This is a genomic window from Aeromonas cavernicola (genome assembly GCF_002795305.1).
GTDB lineage: Bacteria > Pseudomonadota > Gammaproteobacteria > Enterobacterales > Aeromonadaceae > Aeromonas > Aeromonas cavernicola.
In genome coordinates, this window is the sequence record NZ_PGGC01000036.1 from 16,492 (window position 1) to 32,286 (window position 15,795).

The window sequence follows — 15,795 nt, forward strand, 5'->3', positions numbered from 1 at the left end:
GTGGGGTAGCGTTTGAGCTCGCCCGTGAATCGTCTCGTTCATCTGCGTTGGCCGTCTGCTCACAGCGGCATCACCCGGGTGGTCAAACCGGCGCCGAGGCGCTGCACCCAGACCAGGGTGGTGCGGCCGCTATTAATGGTTAGCGGCAATTGCCGCTGCGCAGCCCCCGCGCCCAGCGTAAGCTGGATAGCGCCCGCAGGCAGCATCCCCTGCCAGCTCGATGCCTGCGCTGGCAGCGTCAGCCAGCTGCGGGTATCGGCCCGCTCCGAGAGGGTGTTGAAGATCCCCACCAGAATATTGCCTACATCGCCCCCCTCTTTGGCGGCGCTGCGGCGCAGCTGCTCTTTGGCTACCAGTCGCAGCGCTTGGCGCGTGAGCATCCCCGGCAGTCGCTCTTGCAGATCTTTGGCGGCCAGTGCTTCCAGTCGCACCAGCTCGCTGGTCTGCTCGACCCGCTTGCCGACCTCCACCGTCAGCGGGCCAGTTTCGCTGGCCCGATTATCGTAATAGGGGATGGCAACGGTAAAGGTGCGAAAATCGCCGCGAGAGGTGGAGATGGGCAGCGGCAGGAACAGTTCTCGCCGCGCCGGGATCAAACCATCTTCAAACAGCACCACCAGTTGGCCCTGATTTTTAGTGGGTGGTGGCGCTTTGCGGCCTATCTTTTTCTCGGTCGCGCGGATCTCGTCCGGTGCGCCACGCAGCTGTGCCAGTCGCAGCAAGGCATCTTGCAGGCTGCGGTTGTCCGGCGCTATCTGGTAGCCGCGCTGATAGTCGACCCAGGCATCGTTGAGATCCCCGGCCGCCTCATAGAGCACGGCGGAAAAATAGAAGGTGTAGGCGTTCTGAAAACCGTTTTTGACCTTGCCGATCAACCGGTCGAGATCCGGTGCGCCGCGCGACATCAGCTGGCGCATCTCCCCTTCGGTATCACGATCTGCTGCGGTGTCGTCGTTCTCGTCTTTTGCCTTGCGTACCTCATCAGCCCGACGTTTGAGCGCCTGCTCCTGCACCTGATTGGCGCGGCGTACCTCCACCAGGGCGCCATCGGCATCTCCCCGTTGCAGGTAGTTGAGGGCCAGATAGTGGTGCAGCATGGTGCGCTCGTAATCGGGAGTACGATAGGCCATCGACTGATCGTTGCTGAGCAGACTGCCCACCTGATCGAGCCCGTGGCTCAGCCGGTATTGGGCCTGCTCGGCTTCCCACTCAAGGCGGCTGTCGGCGGCGCTGAACGCCTGCTTGCTGCCTGCATCCTGACCCGCCAGCCAGGCAATGCGCCCCTGTTCGAGCCGATCGAGGACAAAGGTGTCATCGCCAAGGGCGGAGTCGCGCACCTCGGGCAGCGCCTCGGCGGCATGGCCCAGCAGCAGCTGGTTGCGCAGGGGCACCATCTGATCAGAGTAGGAGACGAATATATCCTGCCAGCGGGAGGCGCAGCCTCCCAGCAACAGCAGGGCGCCGCAGAGCAACAGGGCACTGCGACAGTGTGAGGCGTGGCGAGTCATTACAGGCTGAGCAGCGGCCCCAGCGGCTGGCCACCGACCAGATGCAGGTGGATGTGGTAGACCTCCTGCCCGCCGTGGCGGTTGCAGTTCATGATAAGGCGGTAGCCATCTTCGGCGATGCCCGCCTCGCTGGCCAGCTTGCGGGCTACGGTGAACATCCGGCCAAGGGCCAGTTCGTGCTCCGCTTCTACGTCATTGACAGTGGGGATCAGCACATTGGGGATGATCAGAATATGGGTGTTGGCCTTGGGTTGGATATCCCGGAATGCGGTGACCAGATCGTCTTGATAAAGGATGTCGGCAGGAATTTCTTTGCGGATAATTTTGCTGAAAATGGTCTCTTGCGCCATGGTATGCCCCTGTAAAACGTGAACGAGAAAACCAGTTGACGAAACCGTGTGCCTACGAGGCGCCGGACACACCCTCGTTAACCGTGTGTCCTCACCGCAGCTGCACGTATGTCGCCACCTTGCTGATGATGACGGTGTGTTGTTACTGGCATCACCGTGCTGGCATCTTATCACCCTTGGCGGGTCGCTGGCAGCGTTCCTAAGCTGGCGGTGATAGGGAAATAGGTCAAGACACGTCGCGATAGCACCGCGTGACGTAAAGAGAGGGATGAGCGACGCGGCGCTTCAAGATGGGTATCCGCTCAGCGAGCTAAGCCCGATGGGGAAGATAAAAAATGCCAGTCAGGTTCCTGACTGGCATCACTGGGCAGCATGGGGCGTTGAGCTTTACAGCACCATGGCGGCAATCCAGCCAAATATCATCAGCGGGATGTTGTAGTGAATAAAGGTCGGTACCACGCTGTCCCAAATATGGTCATGTTGGCCATCGGCATTAAGTCCAGAGGTGGGGCCCAAGGTCGAGTCTGACGCAGGAGAGCCCGCATCTCCGAGGGCGCCAGCGGTGCCCACTAGGGCGATGATCGCCATCGGTGAGAAGCCCAATTGCAGGCACAGTGGCACATAGATGGTGGCAATGATTGGCACGGTAGAGAAGGATGAGCCGATCCCCATGGTGATTAACAGGCCAACCAGCAGCATCAAAAAGGCCGCGAGCCCCTGTTGGTCGCCGATCACGGTGGTGATGGACTGAACTAAGCTATCGACCCCGTGGGTGGCTTTCATCACGGCGGTAAATCCTGCCGCTGAAATCATGATAAAACCGATCAGCGACATCATGCGCACCCCTTGGGTGAAGGCATCCTGACTCTCACGAAACTTGATCACCCCCCCGCAGGTGAAGATCACAAAGCCAGCGAGCGCCCCGAGCACAATGCTGTCGGTCATGAGCTGCAGGCCCAACGCCACACCAATGGCCAGCAAGGCAATCCAGATATGGGTCAGATTAAGTGCAACGGTTTCGGGTTCCGCGTCCAAAATTTTTGCCAGATCGTACTGGCGCGGCTTGCGGTAGCTAATAAAGACGGCAACCAGCAATCCTAACACCATGCCCCCCACCGGAATGGCCATGGCGAGCGGCAGCTGACCGAGCTCGACAGCGACGCCGTTATCAATCAGATTTTTGGCCAGAATATTGTTCAAAAAGATGCCACCAAAGCCGACAGGCAGCAGCATATAGGTTGCGGTCAAGCCAAAAGTGATGACACAAGCAACCTGACGGCGGTCAATCTGCATCTGCGCCATAACGTGTAACAGCGGCGGGATCAAGATGGGGATAAAGGCGATATGAACGGGGATCAGGTTCTGGGAGGAGATAGCCACGGCCAAGATTGACCCTAGCAGTAGACTCTTCACCCACAAAACGCGCGCGCTGCTAGCATCTTTACCGAGCTGGCTTATCACCTTACGGGCCAGCAGGTCGGTGATACCGGAGCGAGAAATGGCAACGGCAAAGGCTCCTAGCATGGCATAAGAGAGGGCAATCTCGGCGCCGCCACCCAAGCCACCATTAAAGGTGGTGAGGGTCTCAGAGAGTGAAAGCCCACCGACGAGCCCGCCCACGATGGCGCCAATGGCCAGCGAGACCACCACATTTATCCGCAGCAGACTGAGCACTAGCATTAGCCCGACCGCGATAACAACAGGATTCATTCGATTTCCTTAAAGAGTATTGTTGCCGTATATCGTGTGAAAGCCTGCTAGTTTGCGAAAAATGAACCAAAAGTCGAGTGAAAATTCAGGACATTCGCTACTTATCCCAATGTGGACAACGCACCCCACTGCGCGCTGTAAAGTGAACAGGGCGGCCTGTCGGCCGCCCTGTTGGGTGGATAACTGTCACGCCTGTCAGGGTGAGGGGGGGGCGGCATCCGCAGCGGCGGGTGAGTCGTTATCCACTTGAGGAGGGGGCCATCCACCGAGGCGCTTCCAGCGATTGACGATATGACAAAATAGCAAGGTGGTGCGTTCTGTATCGTACAAGGCTGAGTGTGCCTCTTTATTGTCAAACGGGATGTGCGCGCTTTGGCACGCTTTAGCCAGTACAGTTTGACCAAGGGCAAGGCCAGAGAGCGCTGCGGTATCAAAGGTCGCAAAGGGGTGAAACGGATTACGCTTGAGCCCTGCTCGTTCGGCCGCAGCCATGACAAAGCTGTGATCAAAGTTGGCGTTATGGGCCACGATGATGGCGCGATTGCAGTCGCTCTCCTTCATGCCTTTACGGATGCCTTTGAAAATCTCGGTGAGCGCCTCTTTTTCACTGACAGCACCGCGCAACGGGTTGAAGGGATCAATGCCGGTAAACTCGAGCGCCGCGCGCTCTAAATTGGCCCCTTCAAAAGGCATCACATGGAAATGAAACAGCTGGTCGGGCACCAGCCAACCCTGCTGATCCATCTGGAGCGTGTAAGCCGCGATTTCAAGTAGGGCATCGGTTTTGGCATTAAACCCAGCGGTTTCAACATCGATGACGACGGGGTAAAAACCGCGAAACCGGCCTTTGAGGGTGTCAACAGCGTCAGTCATGGGATCTCGGTCAGGGTGAAAAGAGGCGGCATTATGGCAAAAAAGAGCAGGCTTGTCCTGCCTCGCCATGCTGTCATGGCAGATCGCAGCGCAGTGAACCAATCTCGATAGGCACAACTAGGCGGGGGGGACAACAACCATGAGGGCCCTGTTGGCCCTCATGGTGAGTCGGTTGGATTAACCGGTGATGGGGGTGACCCGTACCCGTTCGATCCGGCGCTCGCTCACATCCAGTACCTCGAAGCACAATTGCTGATACTGCAGCTGTTGGCCTAGGGTCGGGAGAGAGCCGAAGTGGGAGAGCAACATGCCCGCAAGGGTCACGTATTCATCGCTATCGCTCACCAGCCCCTCGTGCTCCAGCACCTGCTCCACATGGTGGATGTTGGTGCTGCCATTGATGAGCCAGCCAGCTCCTTCGCGCACGATATCCGGGGTTTCATCCTCATCGGGGAGCTCGCCGACAATGGCCTCCAGCAGATCGTGGGTGGTAACCAGCCCCTGAATCACACCAAACTCGTCAGCCACCAAAATCAGGCTGCCTTTCGCCTTGCGCAGCTCCGCCAGGAGCTTAATCACGTTGATGGTTTGCGGCACGATGATGGGGTCATTCTGTTTGGCCAGCTCACTCAGTGATTGCCCCTCGTTTAAGGCAAACAGCAGATCGCGCGCCTTGACTACCCCGATCACCTCGTCCAGATCTCTGTCACAGATAGGGAACAGGCTGTGGGGTTCGCGCTGTAGCTGAGCACGAATCGCATCACCATGGTCATTGATGTCGATCCACGCCACCTCTGAGCGTGGCGTCATGATGGTGCGGATCGAGCGCTCGGCCAGTGATAGTACCCCCGTCACCATGTAGCGCTCCTCTTCACCAAAACTGAGTGGCGCGACGGTGGGTGCATCCAGATCGTCATCTTCTCGTGGCTGATAAGCCTTACTGCCCATTAACCGGAAAATGGCGGCGGTGGTGCGCTCGCGCAGCGGCAGTTTAGCTTCATGACGCTGAGCACTGCGCTGGGAGAGTTGGTTGAAAAACTCAATCAATACCGAGAAACCAATGGCGGCGTAGAGGTAGCCTTTAGGAATGTGGAAGCCAAACCCTTCTGCCACCAAGCTAAAACCTATCATCAGCAAGAAACTGAGACAGAGCACCACCACGGTGGGGTGGGCGTTAACAAAGCGGGTCAGGGGCTTGGAGGCCAACACCATCACGATCATGGCAATGGTGACGGCTGCCATCATCACCCCGAGCTGCTCGACCATGCCGACAGCGGTGATGATAGAGTCCAGTGAGAAGACCGCATCCAGCACCAGGATCTGGGCGATCACCACCCCAAAGCTGGCGTACGCACCCAGGGGGCCATCGTCATGGGGCTTGGCTTCGAGCCTTTCATGGAGTTCAGAGGTTGCTTTAAACAGCAAGAACAGGCCACCCCCCATTAAGATGAGGTCTCGACCGGAAAAAGGGTGCTCCCAAAGATGCAGGATAGGGCTGGTGAGTGTGACCAGCCACGACATCACACTGAGCAGACCAAGGCGCATCAATAGCGCGAGGGAGAGGCCGATGATGCGGGCCTTGTCTCGTTGTGCGGGGGGGAGTTTTTTCACCAAAATGGCGATAAAGACCAGGTTGTCGATCCCCAGTACGATTTCCAAAATGATCAGGGTAAACAGACCGACCCAGATGTGAGGGTCTAGCAGCAATTCCATAGGATGACCTCAATAACTCAATAAGCCAGATGTGAACACGGCATAGAAGGGCCGCAGGAACAGGGATGGCGTTATTCAGAGGCGCTGATTGAGCAAGAAAAGATACATTCTGATGGGAAGCAACGCAGAGCGACGTCGGGGACAGTCCATGATGGGCAATAACACCTCAAGTGAAAAAGAGCCACCATGATAGCGGTTAGCCGTCGTTTGGCAAGCGTGGCTGATACCACGGTATAAAGGGTATTGACGAAGGGGGGCGCAATTATATTTTCAGACATGGTTCCTGCTTTATTTTCGGTGTGTGTGGTGATCGTAAAATGAGTTATTAATATTTTTATTGGATTGGCGTTGTTGTTCGTTTGTTATTTAATTAACGTTAGTTGTATGCGGTGAATATAGCGCAAAATACAATTTATCTCATTTCAGTAAAATAACTTTTTACTGGCATGCTTATTTAAGTCGGGTGCTTGCTAGCACGTTATTCATCAGGTGTTCAGCCAATATCCATCTGATTCTTATTCATCGCAATGCTGGGTGTAGATTGCGTCCGCTGATCGTCTGACTAGGTTGAAATAATAGTGGTTCTGCTTGTGTTGATATTCGATTAATAGTAATTTTTCTGCCGGAAAATTGTTGTTTTTACGTTTTAATACAAAGGTAGATAATTGCTGTTATATTTAAATGGCTAACTACTTTGTTAGTTATATTGGTTCCTAATCCTTGCTATAACAAACGGAGATTATATATGCTGGTTACTAAAAAAATACTTTCAGTTGGATTGCTCGCATTGATGACTACTGGCGTGGTCAATGCAGCAGAGTTGAAAATCGAACAGGTCAATAAAAACAACCCACTCAACTTGGCAGATTATCGGTTGGATTATGCTGAAATGCGTGATATTGCCAATTCATCACGTTTGGCGCACCGCGTATTTTATATCCCCTCGGTTGGTGCTGATGCGGCATGGTTTGATGCGGTCAAGAAAGGCAATTTAGCGCAAGTAAAGAAAATGGTTGCTGCAGGGCAAAATATTGAAGCAAAAGACACTGGTTCGCGAGAGCAAACCGCTCTGGGCTGGGCTGCATTTATTGGCTACGAAGATATCGTTGATTATTTAATTGGTAAGGGGGCGAATCTTTACGCCACAGATAAATCCGATGTCTATAACGTATTGAAATCTGCTGTATTAGGTAAGAACGTTAATATTGTTAAAAAAGTATACCCGCTGGTTATCGGCAGTATGAAAGATGGCGTAAACATGATTGAGTCTGACGGTGAGACCTTGTTGATGGTCGCTGCCAGTAATAACCGCGTTGATACCGTGAAATATTTGCTTGCTCAAGGTGCGAAAATTGATCATGTGGGTAAACCCCTTGACCAGAGTCACAATGCGCTGACATACGCTTGCTCTCGCAGCCCCGACCTAGAGGTGGTGAAAGTGTTGCTAGATGCGGGTGCGGTGAACTTTAAAACCGGTAAACCTGCCTGTTAATGCGATCGTCTAGATAAGCGTTCATGACATGGACATCACTCTGCCGAGCAATGGCTAGGTGATGTGAATTGAGTGATGAAGCTGTTTACGGCAACAACCCCAAGGAGTCTGTTTACTTGGGGTTTTTTATAAATCACGGCTGAATGAGCGTGTGGGCCCCTACTGGGGGATACACTTTTTATGGTGGATTTTACTGGTATTACCTGTCAGTACGATTACAATATCCTCTCATTTTACTTTCATTACTTATCTCCCATCCATGTCGTCCCATGATCCTGTTTTTGCTACCTCGTTTGAGGTTAAGTTTCTGCGTCCTCGCTATTGGCTCAGTTGGTTTGCCCTCAGCATTTTATTGTTAATGGCATGGGTGCCGGTCCGTCTGCGGGATCGCTTGGCCGATCTCTTGGCACCAGTGGTATTTCGGATTTCGAAAAAACAGGTCTACATTGCCCGCACTAATTTGGCACTTTGCTTTCCCGAGAAAAGTGAAAGTGAACGGGATGCGCTCGCGCTCGCCTCTATCCGTGTTGGCCTAAAGAGTCTGCTGGGATTTGGTGAGTTTAGTGTGCGCAGTGCCAACTACTTAATGGGACGAATGCAGGTGTGCGGGTGGGAGTATGTTGAAGCAGAGCGGCTTGCTGGGCGTCCAGTGATCCTAGTGGTGCCCCACACCTGGCCCGTTGATGCTGCAGGATATTTTTTTACTCAACGTGGGGTGCCGATGTGCACCATGATGAAACAGGCCCGTAACCCCCTGTTTGATTGGTATTTAAATCGTGCGCGTGCGCGTAACGGTTGCCGTGTTTATGAACGTAGCGCGGGGATCAAAGCGGTCATTCGCACCATCAAAAGTGGATACAGCTTTTTTTACCTGCCAGACCAAGATCATGGTGCTGAAAAAAGTATCTTTGCCCCCTTCTTTGGCCACCCCAAGGCGACCTTGCCCGCGCTGCCTCGATTAGTGCAGTTAACCGGAGCGAAAGCGATACCGTTATTGGCGTGCTATGACGAAGCACAGCACTGCTACCGATTAGAAATTGGAGCGCCGTTTGATAACTATCCCACGGGAGAGCTCTGCGCTGATACATGCCGGATGAACCAGACGGTGCAGCAGCAGCTGACGCGCAACCCGACTCAATACATGTGGTTCCTCAAAATTTTCGATACCCAAGAGGGACTGCAAGGGGAAGACGGGCGTTATGAGGCCGGTATAAAGCGAATTAGAAAAGGTCTGCCACCTAATCTATAAGGCAACCTAACTTTGTTATGAATCTGGCCCTAACGGGCCATTTTTATTATGTTTTTTCTCATCATGATATGGGCCTCTTGGATGCCCACGGGGTAGAAAAAAACGTCAGGATAATTACAATACTCGTTTACTTTCGATGACTTGATGGCAGCCATGTCCGCACATGATCCGGTTTTTGATACTTCATTTCATATTCGCCTACTTCATCCCCGTTGCTGGGGAAGCTGGCTTATTCTGGGTTTACTGTCCCTGTTGGCGTTTATCCCAGTGGCGTTACGAGATCGCCTTGCTAACTGGCTCGCTCCGCTGTTACTGAAGGTATCAAAGAAGCAGGCGTATATTGCCCAGACCAATCTGAAGATCTGTTTTCCTCAGTTAGATGAGGCGGGGCGTCAGGCCTTACTCCTCAAGTCGATCAGGGTTGGCCTTAAAACCTTCATGGGATTTGGCGAGCTGACGTGGCGTAGCAACAGCTATCTTGATCAGCGCATTAAGGTCAGTGGTTGGCAGCACATAGCGGCAGGTCAGGCGGCTGGACAAGCCATGATCATGGTGGTTCCCCACACCTGGGCTGTGGATACCATAGGCCGTTTTTTGACCAATAAAGGGCTGGCCATGTGCACCATGATGAAAAGCCCAAAAGATCCGCTGTTCGATTGGTATATCAACCGCGAACGAGCCAAGGGCGGTAAGATTTATGAACGCAGTGTTGGGATTAAACCTGCAATAAAAGCCCTGCGCCGCGGTGATAGCTTTTTTTATTTACCCGATCAAGACCATGGCCGTGAAGCCAGTGTTTTTGTGCCTTTCTTTGCGCACCCGAAAGCCACCCTGCCAGCCTTACCCAAATTAGTGAAACTCACGGGGGCAAAAGCGATCCCCATCTTGGCGAGTTATGATGAAGAGCAGGGCTGCTATCTCCTTGAGATTGAGCCGCCTTTTGCTCCTTATCCTACCGATGAGCTGATGACCGATGTCAGGACCATGAATCTGATGGTTGAGCAGCAAATTGCGCGTCATCCAGAGCAGTACATGTGGTTTCTCAAGATTTTTGAAACAGGCGAGCATCAGGTGGGGCCGGATGGTTTTTACGAAGCAGGGATCCAGCGGATTCGCCAAGGCTTACCACCAGAGCCTTAAGCGACCCGAGACTGTGGAAACGACAGCCCACAGTGGAGGTACTTGGCGAACCCGTGTGGCAATATAATGCAGTGCAACAGAGGGGAACATGGATTGTCTGAGATGAAAAATAGGCGAGCAGATCAGGAGCAAGCTGTTTTCCAAGATGGAAATAGGGTAAAAGGGCGGTCATGAAAATTCCAAATCGAATCCAACCTTTGGTTGATGACGGCCTGGTTGATGATGTCATCAGCCGGTTGATGAGCGGCAAAGAGGCCGACGTCTATGTGGTGCGCTGTGGTGACGATATCCGTTGTGCCAAAGTCTATAAAGAAGCCGCTAAGCGTAGCTTCAAACAGGCGGTGGTCTATCAAGAAGGGCGTAAAGTGCGTAATAGCCGCAGTGCCCGCGCGATGGAGAAAGGGTCTAAATATGGCCGTAAGCAGCATGAAGAGGTATGGCAAAATACCGAGGTCGATGCATTATTCAAGCTGGCGGCGGCGGGAGTAAGAGTACCCCAGCCTTATGTCTGCCTAGACGGCGTACTCTTGATGGAGCTCATTACCGATGAGGATGGTAACGTTGCTCCCCGCTTAAACGATGTGGCTCTCTCTCAGGAGCAAGCGCTCATCGATCACAGTAAGGTGATCCGTTATGTGGTGCGTATGCTCTGCGCCGGTCTTATCCATGGGGATCTATCAGAATTTAATGTGCTGGTCGATCAACAGGGCCCCGTGATTATCGACTTGCCTCAAGTCGTCGATGCTGCGGCGAATAATCAGGCTAAGGCTATGTTGGAACGGGACGTGAATAACATGCGTAACTACTACGGCATGTATGCCCCCGAGTTACTTAAGACCGCCTATGCCAAGGAGATGTGGGCTCTGTTTGAAGATGGCAAGCTCACTCCTGAATCTGAACTGAGCGGATTATTTGAGGAGCAGGGCGGCGTGATTAACATTGACTCGGTGCTCCATGAGATTGAGAGCGCGCAAGAGGAGGCACTTGCCCGTCAAGCACGGCTGAAAGCGGAGCAGCAGGACGATTACTGAGGCGTTCACCCTCTGTAGCGCGGATGATGTAACGTTATCCTCCTGATAGATATCGCTTTTATTGTTTCTCCTGCCAAACAAACAGCCCAGTAAGCAACGCTTACTGGGCTGTTTGTTACTGATTGTCTGCGACTGATAGACGCAGTCGGTTATCAGAACTGCATATTGAAGCCAGCAGCGGCAAGGAATGCATTGCCGTGGGACGATCCTCTCCAGCGCAGGGTATCAGTGTGGCTGCGCAGACCTTCGCTCACATCAACCTCTTCACCGTCGATGTAGGTCAGGCCGAAGTCCAAGCTCATATCAGGGTTGATATGGTAAGTTGCCCCTGTGCTGTACCACATCCGGTCGGAGTCAGGGATGCTGAGGCTGCGGTACTCAGCTTCAATCGGTGTATTGTCGTAAGCAAAGCCCAAGCGCGCTTCCCAAGATGGGTTGATATACCAAGTGCCGCCGATGGCATAACGCAGCGAGTCTTTAAACTTCTCATCTTTTTGCAGACATACGCCAGCACGGCATTGGCTGCTGGTCGCTTTTAGCTCTTCAAACGCACTCCAGTCGATCCAGTTGACGGAGTAATGCACGGCAAACTGCGGGTTTAAGCGGTGATACCCTGCAAACTCAGCCTGGGCAGGCAGGTCCAGCTTCAGGTTGCCATCCACGGTGCGGTTGAGCGAGGTTGCCCCTTGAAAATCGCCATCAAAGCTCATGTCGACCTGAGAGCGATAAGTCAGAGCAAATCGATGGTTTTCGTTAACTTCGTAGAGGGTACCGACGTTCCAGCCAAAGCCCCAAGTGTCGCCCTTGAGGTGTGCCAAGCGAGTGTCTGCATTTTGGCCAATCGCCGGGCCTAGCAGGCCGGCATAGCGGTTGAGTTCAGCCGAGCCATACACCGCATTAATACCCGCCCCGACGCTGAAATTGTCATTGATACGATAGGCAAGATTGGGGTTGATATTAAGCGTCATCAGCTCGGTATCACCCGCGCCAGAGCCTGCTGGGAAGGTTTTGGAGTATTCAGTCGACAAGCCATAGTTGGAGAAAAGACCAATCCCCCAAGCCCATTGATCATTGAGCGGCTGGATAAAATAGGCGGCAGGTACAAAGGCTGAAGGCGCAATACTGGATTCGCTGGCAGGAACATTACCCAGCTGTGTTGCGATGCGTCCCTCTACGTCCACGTCTGGCTTGATATAGGTGCCCGCGACAGAGACTGCCATCTTATCAAAGGTGGTCATGGCAGCGGGGTTACGCGCTAATACGGCGGCGTTATCGGCGATCGCGGCTTCACCTGCAAATGCGCGGCCCAGGCCCGAGGCTGAGTGCTCATTTAACTGAAACGCGGCTGCATTCACCTGGCTAGTAGCCAGCGCAATGGTAGCGGCAATCAGGCTCTTCTTGAACATTGATGTCGTCATAGAATTCTCTCTTGTAGGCAGATTTTTGTCGGAGTGACGGCACTCGCGGTATGATGCAAAAGACGCCAACATCCGTTGTTATTTCAGCTTATTACCTATTAATGCTGGCGTGATTCTATGGGCCTGGTGGGAGGTAAGAAATCAGACCAGTTTCATCAGAATACATAAAAGTGACAGGGCTGTTAATCATTTGTTTTAAATTGCTGTTTAAGTCATCAATTTTGATGATATGAGATTGATCTATGAGCATAAAAGTCGATCTATATCACAAAAATACTGTTGTCATTTATGGCGTTCTTATCAGTAATCAGTGACGACACTGCATGAAAAAACAATAGACAGGTGTCCTGTAAGCTCAATGGCCTGTTCTTTAAGTGATTATGTGGTGTGGGTGCAGGCTGATTAAATCGACCAGTGCAAACGGGATTGCAGTTGGTCAGCCATGGGGGTCAGTGGCTCCTGTCGATCACCAATCAGCACCATATTGGCGCCCTTTAGCGGCACTATCTCGCCTTTTAATGTGCCCTCAGCAAAGGTTGCTGGCACCGTCAGTGGCAGATGCTTGGGCACTAAAAACAGCGTGACCGGCCCCTTTTGCCCCTGCATCACCATGTGCAGCGCCGGACCCTGATAAAACGAGCAGTGGTTGACATAGGTTACCTTAAGCCCCCCCATTCCCAGTAGCGTTGCGCCATAGGCCCCCATTTTGGCGTTGATGGCGCTGAGGTTGACCCGTTCATCAAGGCGGCTAATAAACGGCGCTTCAGTATGTAAATGGGCCATGGCGACATCGGCCAAGCTTAAGGTGGGCGAGCCTAGCCCCTCGATCCAGCGGGTGCTCATCCCTAGGATAAAGGCGATCGAGGCCGCAATGGCGAGTTGGCGCCAGCTGGGGGCGGTGGGCTGGCGAGCCCCCACCATTGGTGGGTCATGCTCGGCGTGATCGTCTTGCAGCAGGGCCTGTTTTAACAAGATCCGTTCGGCCAGACCGTCCGGTAGGTCTACGTTAATGGCTTTTTGGATCGCATGGTCGAGCTGCTTCATCTCTGCCAGATGGGCACGGCTATGGGGGCTTGCGCCAGCGGCCGCCAAAAAATCAGGTTGCTGGTCGTCGGGGGTGATCATGGCGTTGCGGCGAAATTCCAGTTCATCCATGGCCGTGTCCTCTTGTCTGTTTGGCTTGCTCCAATGCCTCTTTTAACTGATTACGGGCGCGAAACAGCCGAGTCATGACGGTATGTTTGTTGAGGCCGAGTAGGTCGGCGATCTCCTCCCCACTGAATCCCCCCAGCACTTGCAGCAGCAAAGGCTCCTGATACTGGGCGGGTAAGCGGGCAATATGGCGCCTTAGCCACTCATTTTCCATCTCTTGCTCGCTGTGCAACTGATCTGGATGGCTTTGAGGAAAATCATCGAGATCCACCAGTTCAAGCTGCTTACGTTCAAAGCGGCGGGCGTTTTCTCGCCGCAGGATAGTGATTAACCAGCCTTTGGCTGCCTTATCGTCTTGCAGGGTATCAATCGCCTTCCAAGCGCGCAGGAAGGTCTCTTGCACCAAGTCCTCAGCGACCTGAGCATCTCGGGTCAACCAGTAGCTATAGCGGTAAAGATCGCCGTGCAGCGCATGGACCAGTGCCACAAATTTGGTTTGTTTATCAGCCATACCGACATAGACCGGCGATGTGGCCGGATTATTTCCCGCGATCTGACCATTTGCCCCTCTTTTTTTGAAAAAACGCCCTGCCATCTTGGCTGTCCTGATAGGTGCACGGGAGGCACATGGGTGGATGAATAGGCGCTCTGCCACTGAGCATTCAGCGCGCAGGCACCGCGAGCCTGCCCAAAACGAGCCGGCAAAGCAAGGTAATCACTGATGATTCCTCACGCCCCAAGGGGCTGGCCAAGCTGCGCCATGAGCCGTCATCGCCACTGGGGAGAGGGCCAAAACAGGCGCGGTCGAGGGCGGCCAACTGAGCTGCCACCTCGGGGTGTTGGCCACACGGCAGCTGGCTCAGGGTCATCATCGGTGGCGGCCAGCGGTACTGCGCCCAGCGCAGCACCAGATAGCGGCAGTGGTCGGCGCAGGCCCACGGCAGGGCGCGGCTCAATTGATAGAAGCGCCACCAGCGTGGCCCCTGCTGGCCAATTGCCCGCAGGAGCAGGGCCAGCAGTACCCAAGACAGACGTTCGCCGTGCTCTGCGGCTCCGGTGGTAGGATCTGGCGTTGGAGAGGGGGAACTAAACCGGACGCCCTGAGCAGGCAGGCTGGCCACCTCAACTTGGCCGGTTTGAGTATTAAACCAAGGCAGCTCAATCGCGGGGAGGTGGTATTGCCCGGGTTGGTCAGCCAGTAGCGTTTGCCGCCAGCGCTTTTCAAACAGCAAGCCGCCGTTAGCCAAAAACCGCTCTTGTTGCTGCTCGCCATCGGGATGGGCGTTGATCCCTGCGGGTAACGGACGACTCAGCACAGGGGTCAGCTGCACCTGACGGCCATCGCCTCCCTCCATGATCAGGGTCACGGTACGGATCAACGGCTCGTGGATCAGCCCCTGTTCGGCGGGTTCAAGATGCTGCTGCAATCGCAAGCGACTGGCCACTGGTTGCTGTGGTGCTGGGGCGACGTGCAGGGTCAATGGGGCCGCCTGAGCGAAAAGGGGATGTAAGGTGCCATCGGTCTGTGGCAAGGCCCCTTGCAGGCGCGGTGAGTCAAGGCGCCACGTTCCTGCGCGGTGGGCTTGCAATAACCAGCTGCGTGTCAGGCGGCCCGGCATATTGGGGGTCATGGGGGCAAGCCACTCATCTTCACCGAGGCGGTGCAGGGTGACATGGGGCGAGAAGGGCTCGCTGATCTGGGTGTCGGCCAAATGAGTGGGCAACCACGCGACCAGTTGATAGATAACTGGCTGGCCGGGATACAGCGGCCCCTGATGAAGCAAGTTTGCCTGCAGGGCAAGGGGAGATAAGGTCGAATGGGGGGGCGCATCAGGGGTTCCCGTATTAGCCGCCGCAGCGGGGATCGTGATGGCGGGGGTCATCTGATTACCCACCGCCAGAGGGGGAATGCGCAGTCCTGCTGATGAGCGGCCTGGGGAGGGGGATGCTGCTGCTAGATGTAACGGGATCTGCCAGCGGGTCAGCTGCTGGTTGGCGCTGTCTACTCGGCTGACGGTGATCCTGCCCACCGCAAAGCGTCGCAGCAGGGGCGCGTGCTCAAGGGCTTGGGCGGGATGAGCCCCATCGGCCTCGACGATCAGCAGCCTGATCATCACGATGCCCGCTACAACTTATCGCTGTTGCAGCAACGGGCCGCC

13 protein-coding genes are annotated in these 15,795 nt (G+C 54.4%); 4 read left to right on the plus strand and 9 right to left on the minus strand.

Annotated elements, in window-relative coordinates; genetic code table 11:
• Positions 1 to 59: 59 nt before the first annotated feature.
• The 5 genes from CUC53_RS03955 to CUC53_RS03975 form a co-directional block, all read right to left on the minus strand.
• Positions 60 to 1,508 (minus strand): COG3014 family protein, encoded by a 1,449-nt coding sequence (locus CUC53_RS03955; protein ID WP_167386679.1) that lies wholly within the window; start codon positions 1,506 to 1,508, stop codon positions 60 to 62.
• Positions 1,508 to 1,858 (minus strand): purine nucleoside phosphoramidase, encoded by a 351-nt coding sequence (gene hinT, locus CUC53_RS03960; RefSeq protein ID WP_100292942.1) that lies wholly within the window; start codon positions 1,856 to 1,858, stop codon positions 1,508 to 1,510. Before hinT ends, CUC53_RS03955 begins: the two co-directional genes overlap by 1 nt.
• Positions 1,859 to 2,245: 387 nt before the next feature.
• On the minus strand, positions 2,246 to 3,568 hold the full coding sequence (locus CUC53_RS03965; protein ID WP_100292943.1) for a Na+/H+ antiporter family protein: 1,323 nt from the start codon (positions 3,566 to 3,568) through the stop codon (positions 2,246 to 2,248).
• A gap of 195 nt (positions 3,569 to 3,763) precedes the next feature.
• Entirely contained in the window at positions 3,764 to 4,441 is a 678-nt protein-coding gene (gene rnt, locus CUC53_RS03970; protein ID WP_167386680.1) for a ribonuclease T, read from the minus strand.
• 177 nt (positions 4,442 to 4,618) lie between these two features.
• Positions 4,619 to 6,154, minus strand: coding sequence for a TerC family protein (locus tag CUC53_RS03975; protein ID WP_100292945.1), 1,536 nt, complete (start codon positions 6,152 to 6,154; stop codon positions 4,619 to 4,621).
• 745 nt (positions 6,155 to 6,899) lie between these two features.
• Here CUC53_RS03975 and CUC53_RS03980 point away from each other — a divergent pair.
• From CUC53_RS03980 to CUC53_RS03995, 4 genes are all read left to right on the plus strand, one after another.
• On the plus strand, positions 6,900 to 7,646 hold the full coding sequence (locus CUC53_RS03980) for an ankyrin repeat domain-containing protein (protein WP_100292946.1): 747 nt from the start codon (positions 6,900 to 6,902) through the stop codon (positions 7,644 to 7,646).
• 259 nt (positions 7,647 to 7,905) lie between these two features.
• Complete coding sequence (locus tag CUC53_RS03985; protein ID WP_100292947.1) at positions 7,906 to 8,895, plus strand: LpxL/LpxP family acyltransferase; 990 nt, start codon at positions 7,906 to 7,908, stop codon at positions 8,893 to 8,895.
• Between the two features lie 144 nt (positions 8,896 to 9,039).
• Positions 9,040 to 10,035, plus strand: coding sequence for an LpxL/LpxP family acyltransferase (locus CUC53_RS03990; RefSeq protein WP_167386681.1), 996 nt, complete (start codon positions 9,040 to 9,042; stop codon positions 10,033 to 10,035).
• A gap of 170 nt (positions 10,036 to 10,205) precedes the next feature.
• A complete protein-coding gene (locus CUC53_RS03995; RefSeq protein ID WP_100292949.1) occupies positions 10,206 to 11,066 on the plus strand; it encodes a PA4780 family RIO1-like protein kinase in 861 nt (286 codons plus the stop codon).
• 152 nt (positions 11,067 to 11,218) lie between these two features.
• Here the strand turns inward: CUC53_RS03995 and CUC53_RS04000 are convergent, their stop codons facing one another.
• The 4 genes from CUC53_RS04000 to CUC53_RS04015 form a co-directional block, all read right to left on the minus strand.
• On the minus strand, positions 11,219 to 12,484 hold the full coding sequence (locus tag CUC53_RS04000; protein WP_100292950.1) for an outer membrane protein transport protein: 1,266 nt from the start codon (positions 12,482 to 12,484) through the stop codon (positions 11,219 to 11,221).
• A gap of 402 nt (positions 12,485 to 12,886) precedes the next feature.
• Positions 12,887 to 13,639 carry a DUF3379 family protein gene (locus CUC53_RS04005; protein WP_100292951.1) on the minus strand — a complete coding sequence of 251 codons (753 nt, stop codon included), beginning with the start codon at positions 13,637 to 13,639 and terminating at the stop codon, positions 12,887 to 12,889.
• Entirely contained in the window at positions 13,632 to 14,231 is a 600-nt protein-coding gene (locus tag CUC53_RS04010; RefSeq protein ID WP_100292952.1) for a sigma-70 family RNA polymerase sigma factor, read from the minus strand. Before CUC53_RS04010 ends, CUC53_RS04005 begins: the two co-directional genes overlap by 8 nt.
• Positions 14,232 to 14,298: 67 nt before the next feature.
• Positions 14,299 to 15,750 carry a BatD family protein gene (locus CUC53_RS04015; protein WP_100292953.1) on the minus strand — a complete coding sequence of 484 codons (1,452 nt, stop codon included), beginning with the start codon at positions 15,748 to 15,750 and terminating at the stop codon, positions 14,299 to 14,301.
• Between the last annotated feature and the right edge of the window lie 45 nt (positions 15,751 to 15,795).

What these genes read in the sequence shown, in the direction of transcription:
- CUC53_RS03955 (WP_167386679.1), bottom strand. Translation starts at nt 1,508, where the DNA reads ATGACTCGCCACGCCTCACACTGTCGCAGTGCCCTGTTGCTCTGCGGC.
- hinT (WP_100292942.1), bottom strand. Translation starts at nt 1,858, where the DNA reads ATGGCGCAAGAGACCATTTTCAGCAAAATTATCCGCAAAGAAATTCCT.
- CUC53_RS03965 (WP_100292943.1), bottom strand. Translation starts at nt 3,568, where the DNA reads ATGAATCCTGTTGTTATCGCGGTCGGGCTAATGCTAGTGCTCAGTCTG.
- rnt (WP_167386680.1), bottom strand. Translation starts at nt 4,441, where the DNA reads ATGACTGACGCTGTTGACACCCTCAAAGGCCGGTTTCGCGGTTTTTAC.
- CUC53_RS03975 (WP_100292945.1), bottom strand. Translation starts at nt 6,154, where the DNA reads ATGGAATTGCTGCTAGACCCTCACATCTGGGTCGGTCTGTTTACCCTG.
- CUC53_RS03980 (WP_100292946.1), top strand. Translation starts at nt 6,900, where the DNA reads ATGCTGGTTACTAAAAAAATACTTTCAGTTGGATTGCTCGCATTGATG.
- CUC53_RS03985 (WP_100292947.1), top strand. Translation starts at nt 7,906, where the DNA reads ATGTCGTCCCATGATCCTGTTTTTGCTACCTCGTTTGAGGTTAAGTTT.
- CUC53_RS03990 (WP_167386681.1), top strand. Translation starts at nt 9,040, where the DNA reads ATGGCAGCCATGTCCGCACATGATCCGGTTTTTGATACTTCATTTCAT.
- CUC53_RS03995 (WP_100292949.1), top strand. Translation starts at nt 10,206, where the DNA reads ATGAAAATTCCAAATCGAATCCAACCTTTGGTTGATGACGGCCTGGTT.
- CUC53_RS04000 (WP_100292950.1), bottom strand. Translation starts at nt 12,484, where the DNA reads ATGACGACATCAATGTTCAAGAAGAGCCTGATTGCCGCTACCATTGCG.
- CUC53_RS04005 (WP_100292951.1), bottom strand. Translation starts at nt 13,639, where the DNA reads ATGGATGAACTGGAATTTCGCCGCAACGCCATGATCACCCCCGACGAC.
- CUC53_RS04010 (WP_100292952.1), bottom strand. Translation starts at nt 14,231, where the DNA reads ATGGCAGGGCGTTTTTTCAAAAAAAGAGGGGCAAATGGTCAGATCGCG.
- CUC53_RS04015 (WP_100292953.1), bottom strand. Translation starts at nt 15,750, where the DNA reads ATGATCAGGCTGCTGATCGTCGAGGCCGATGGGGCTCATCCCGCCCAA.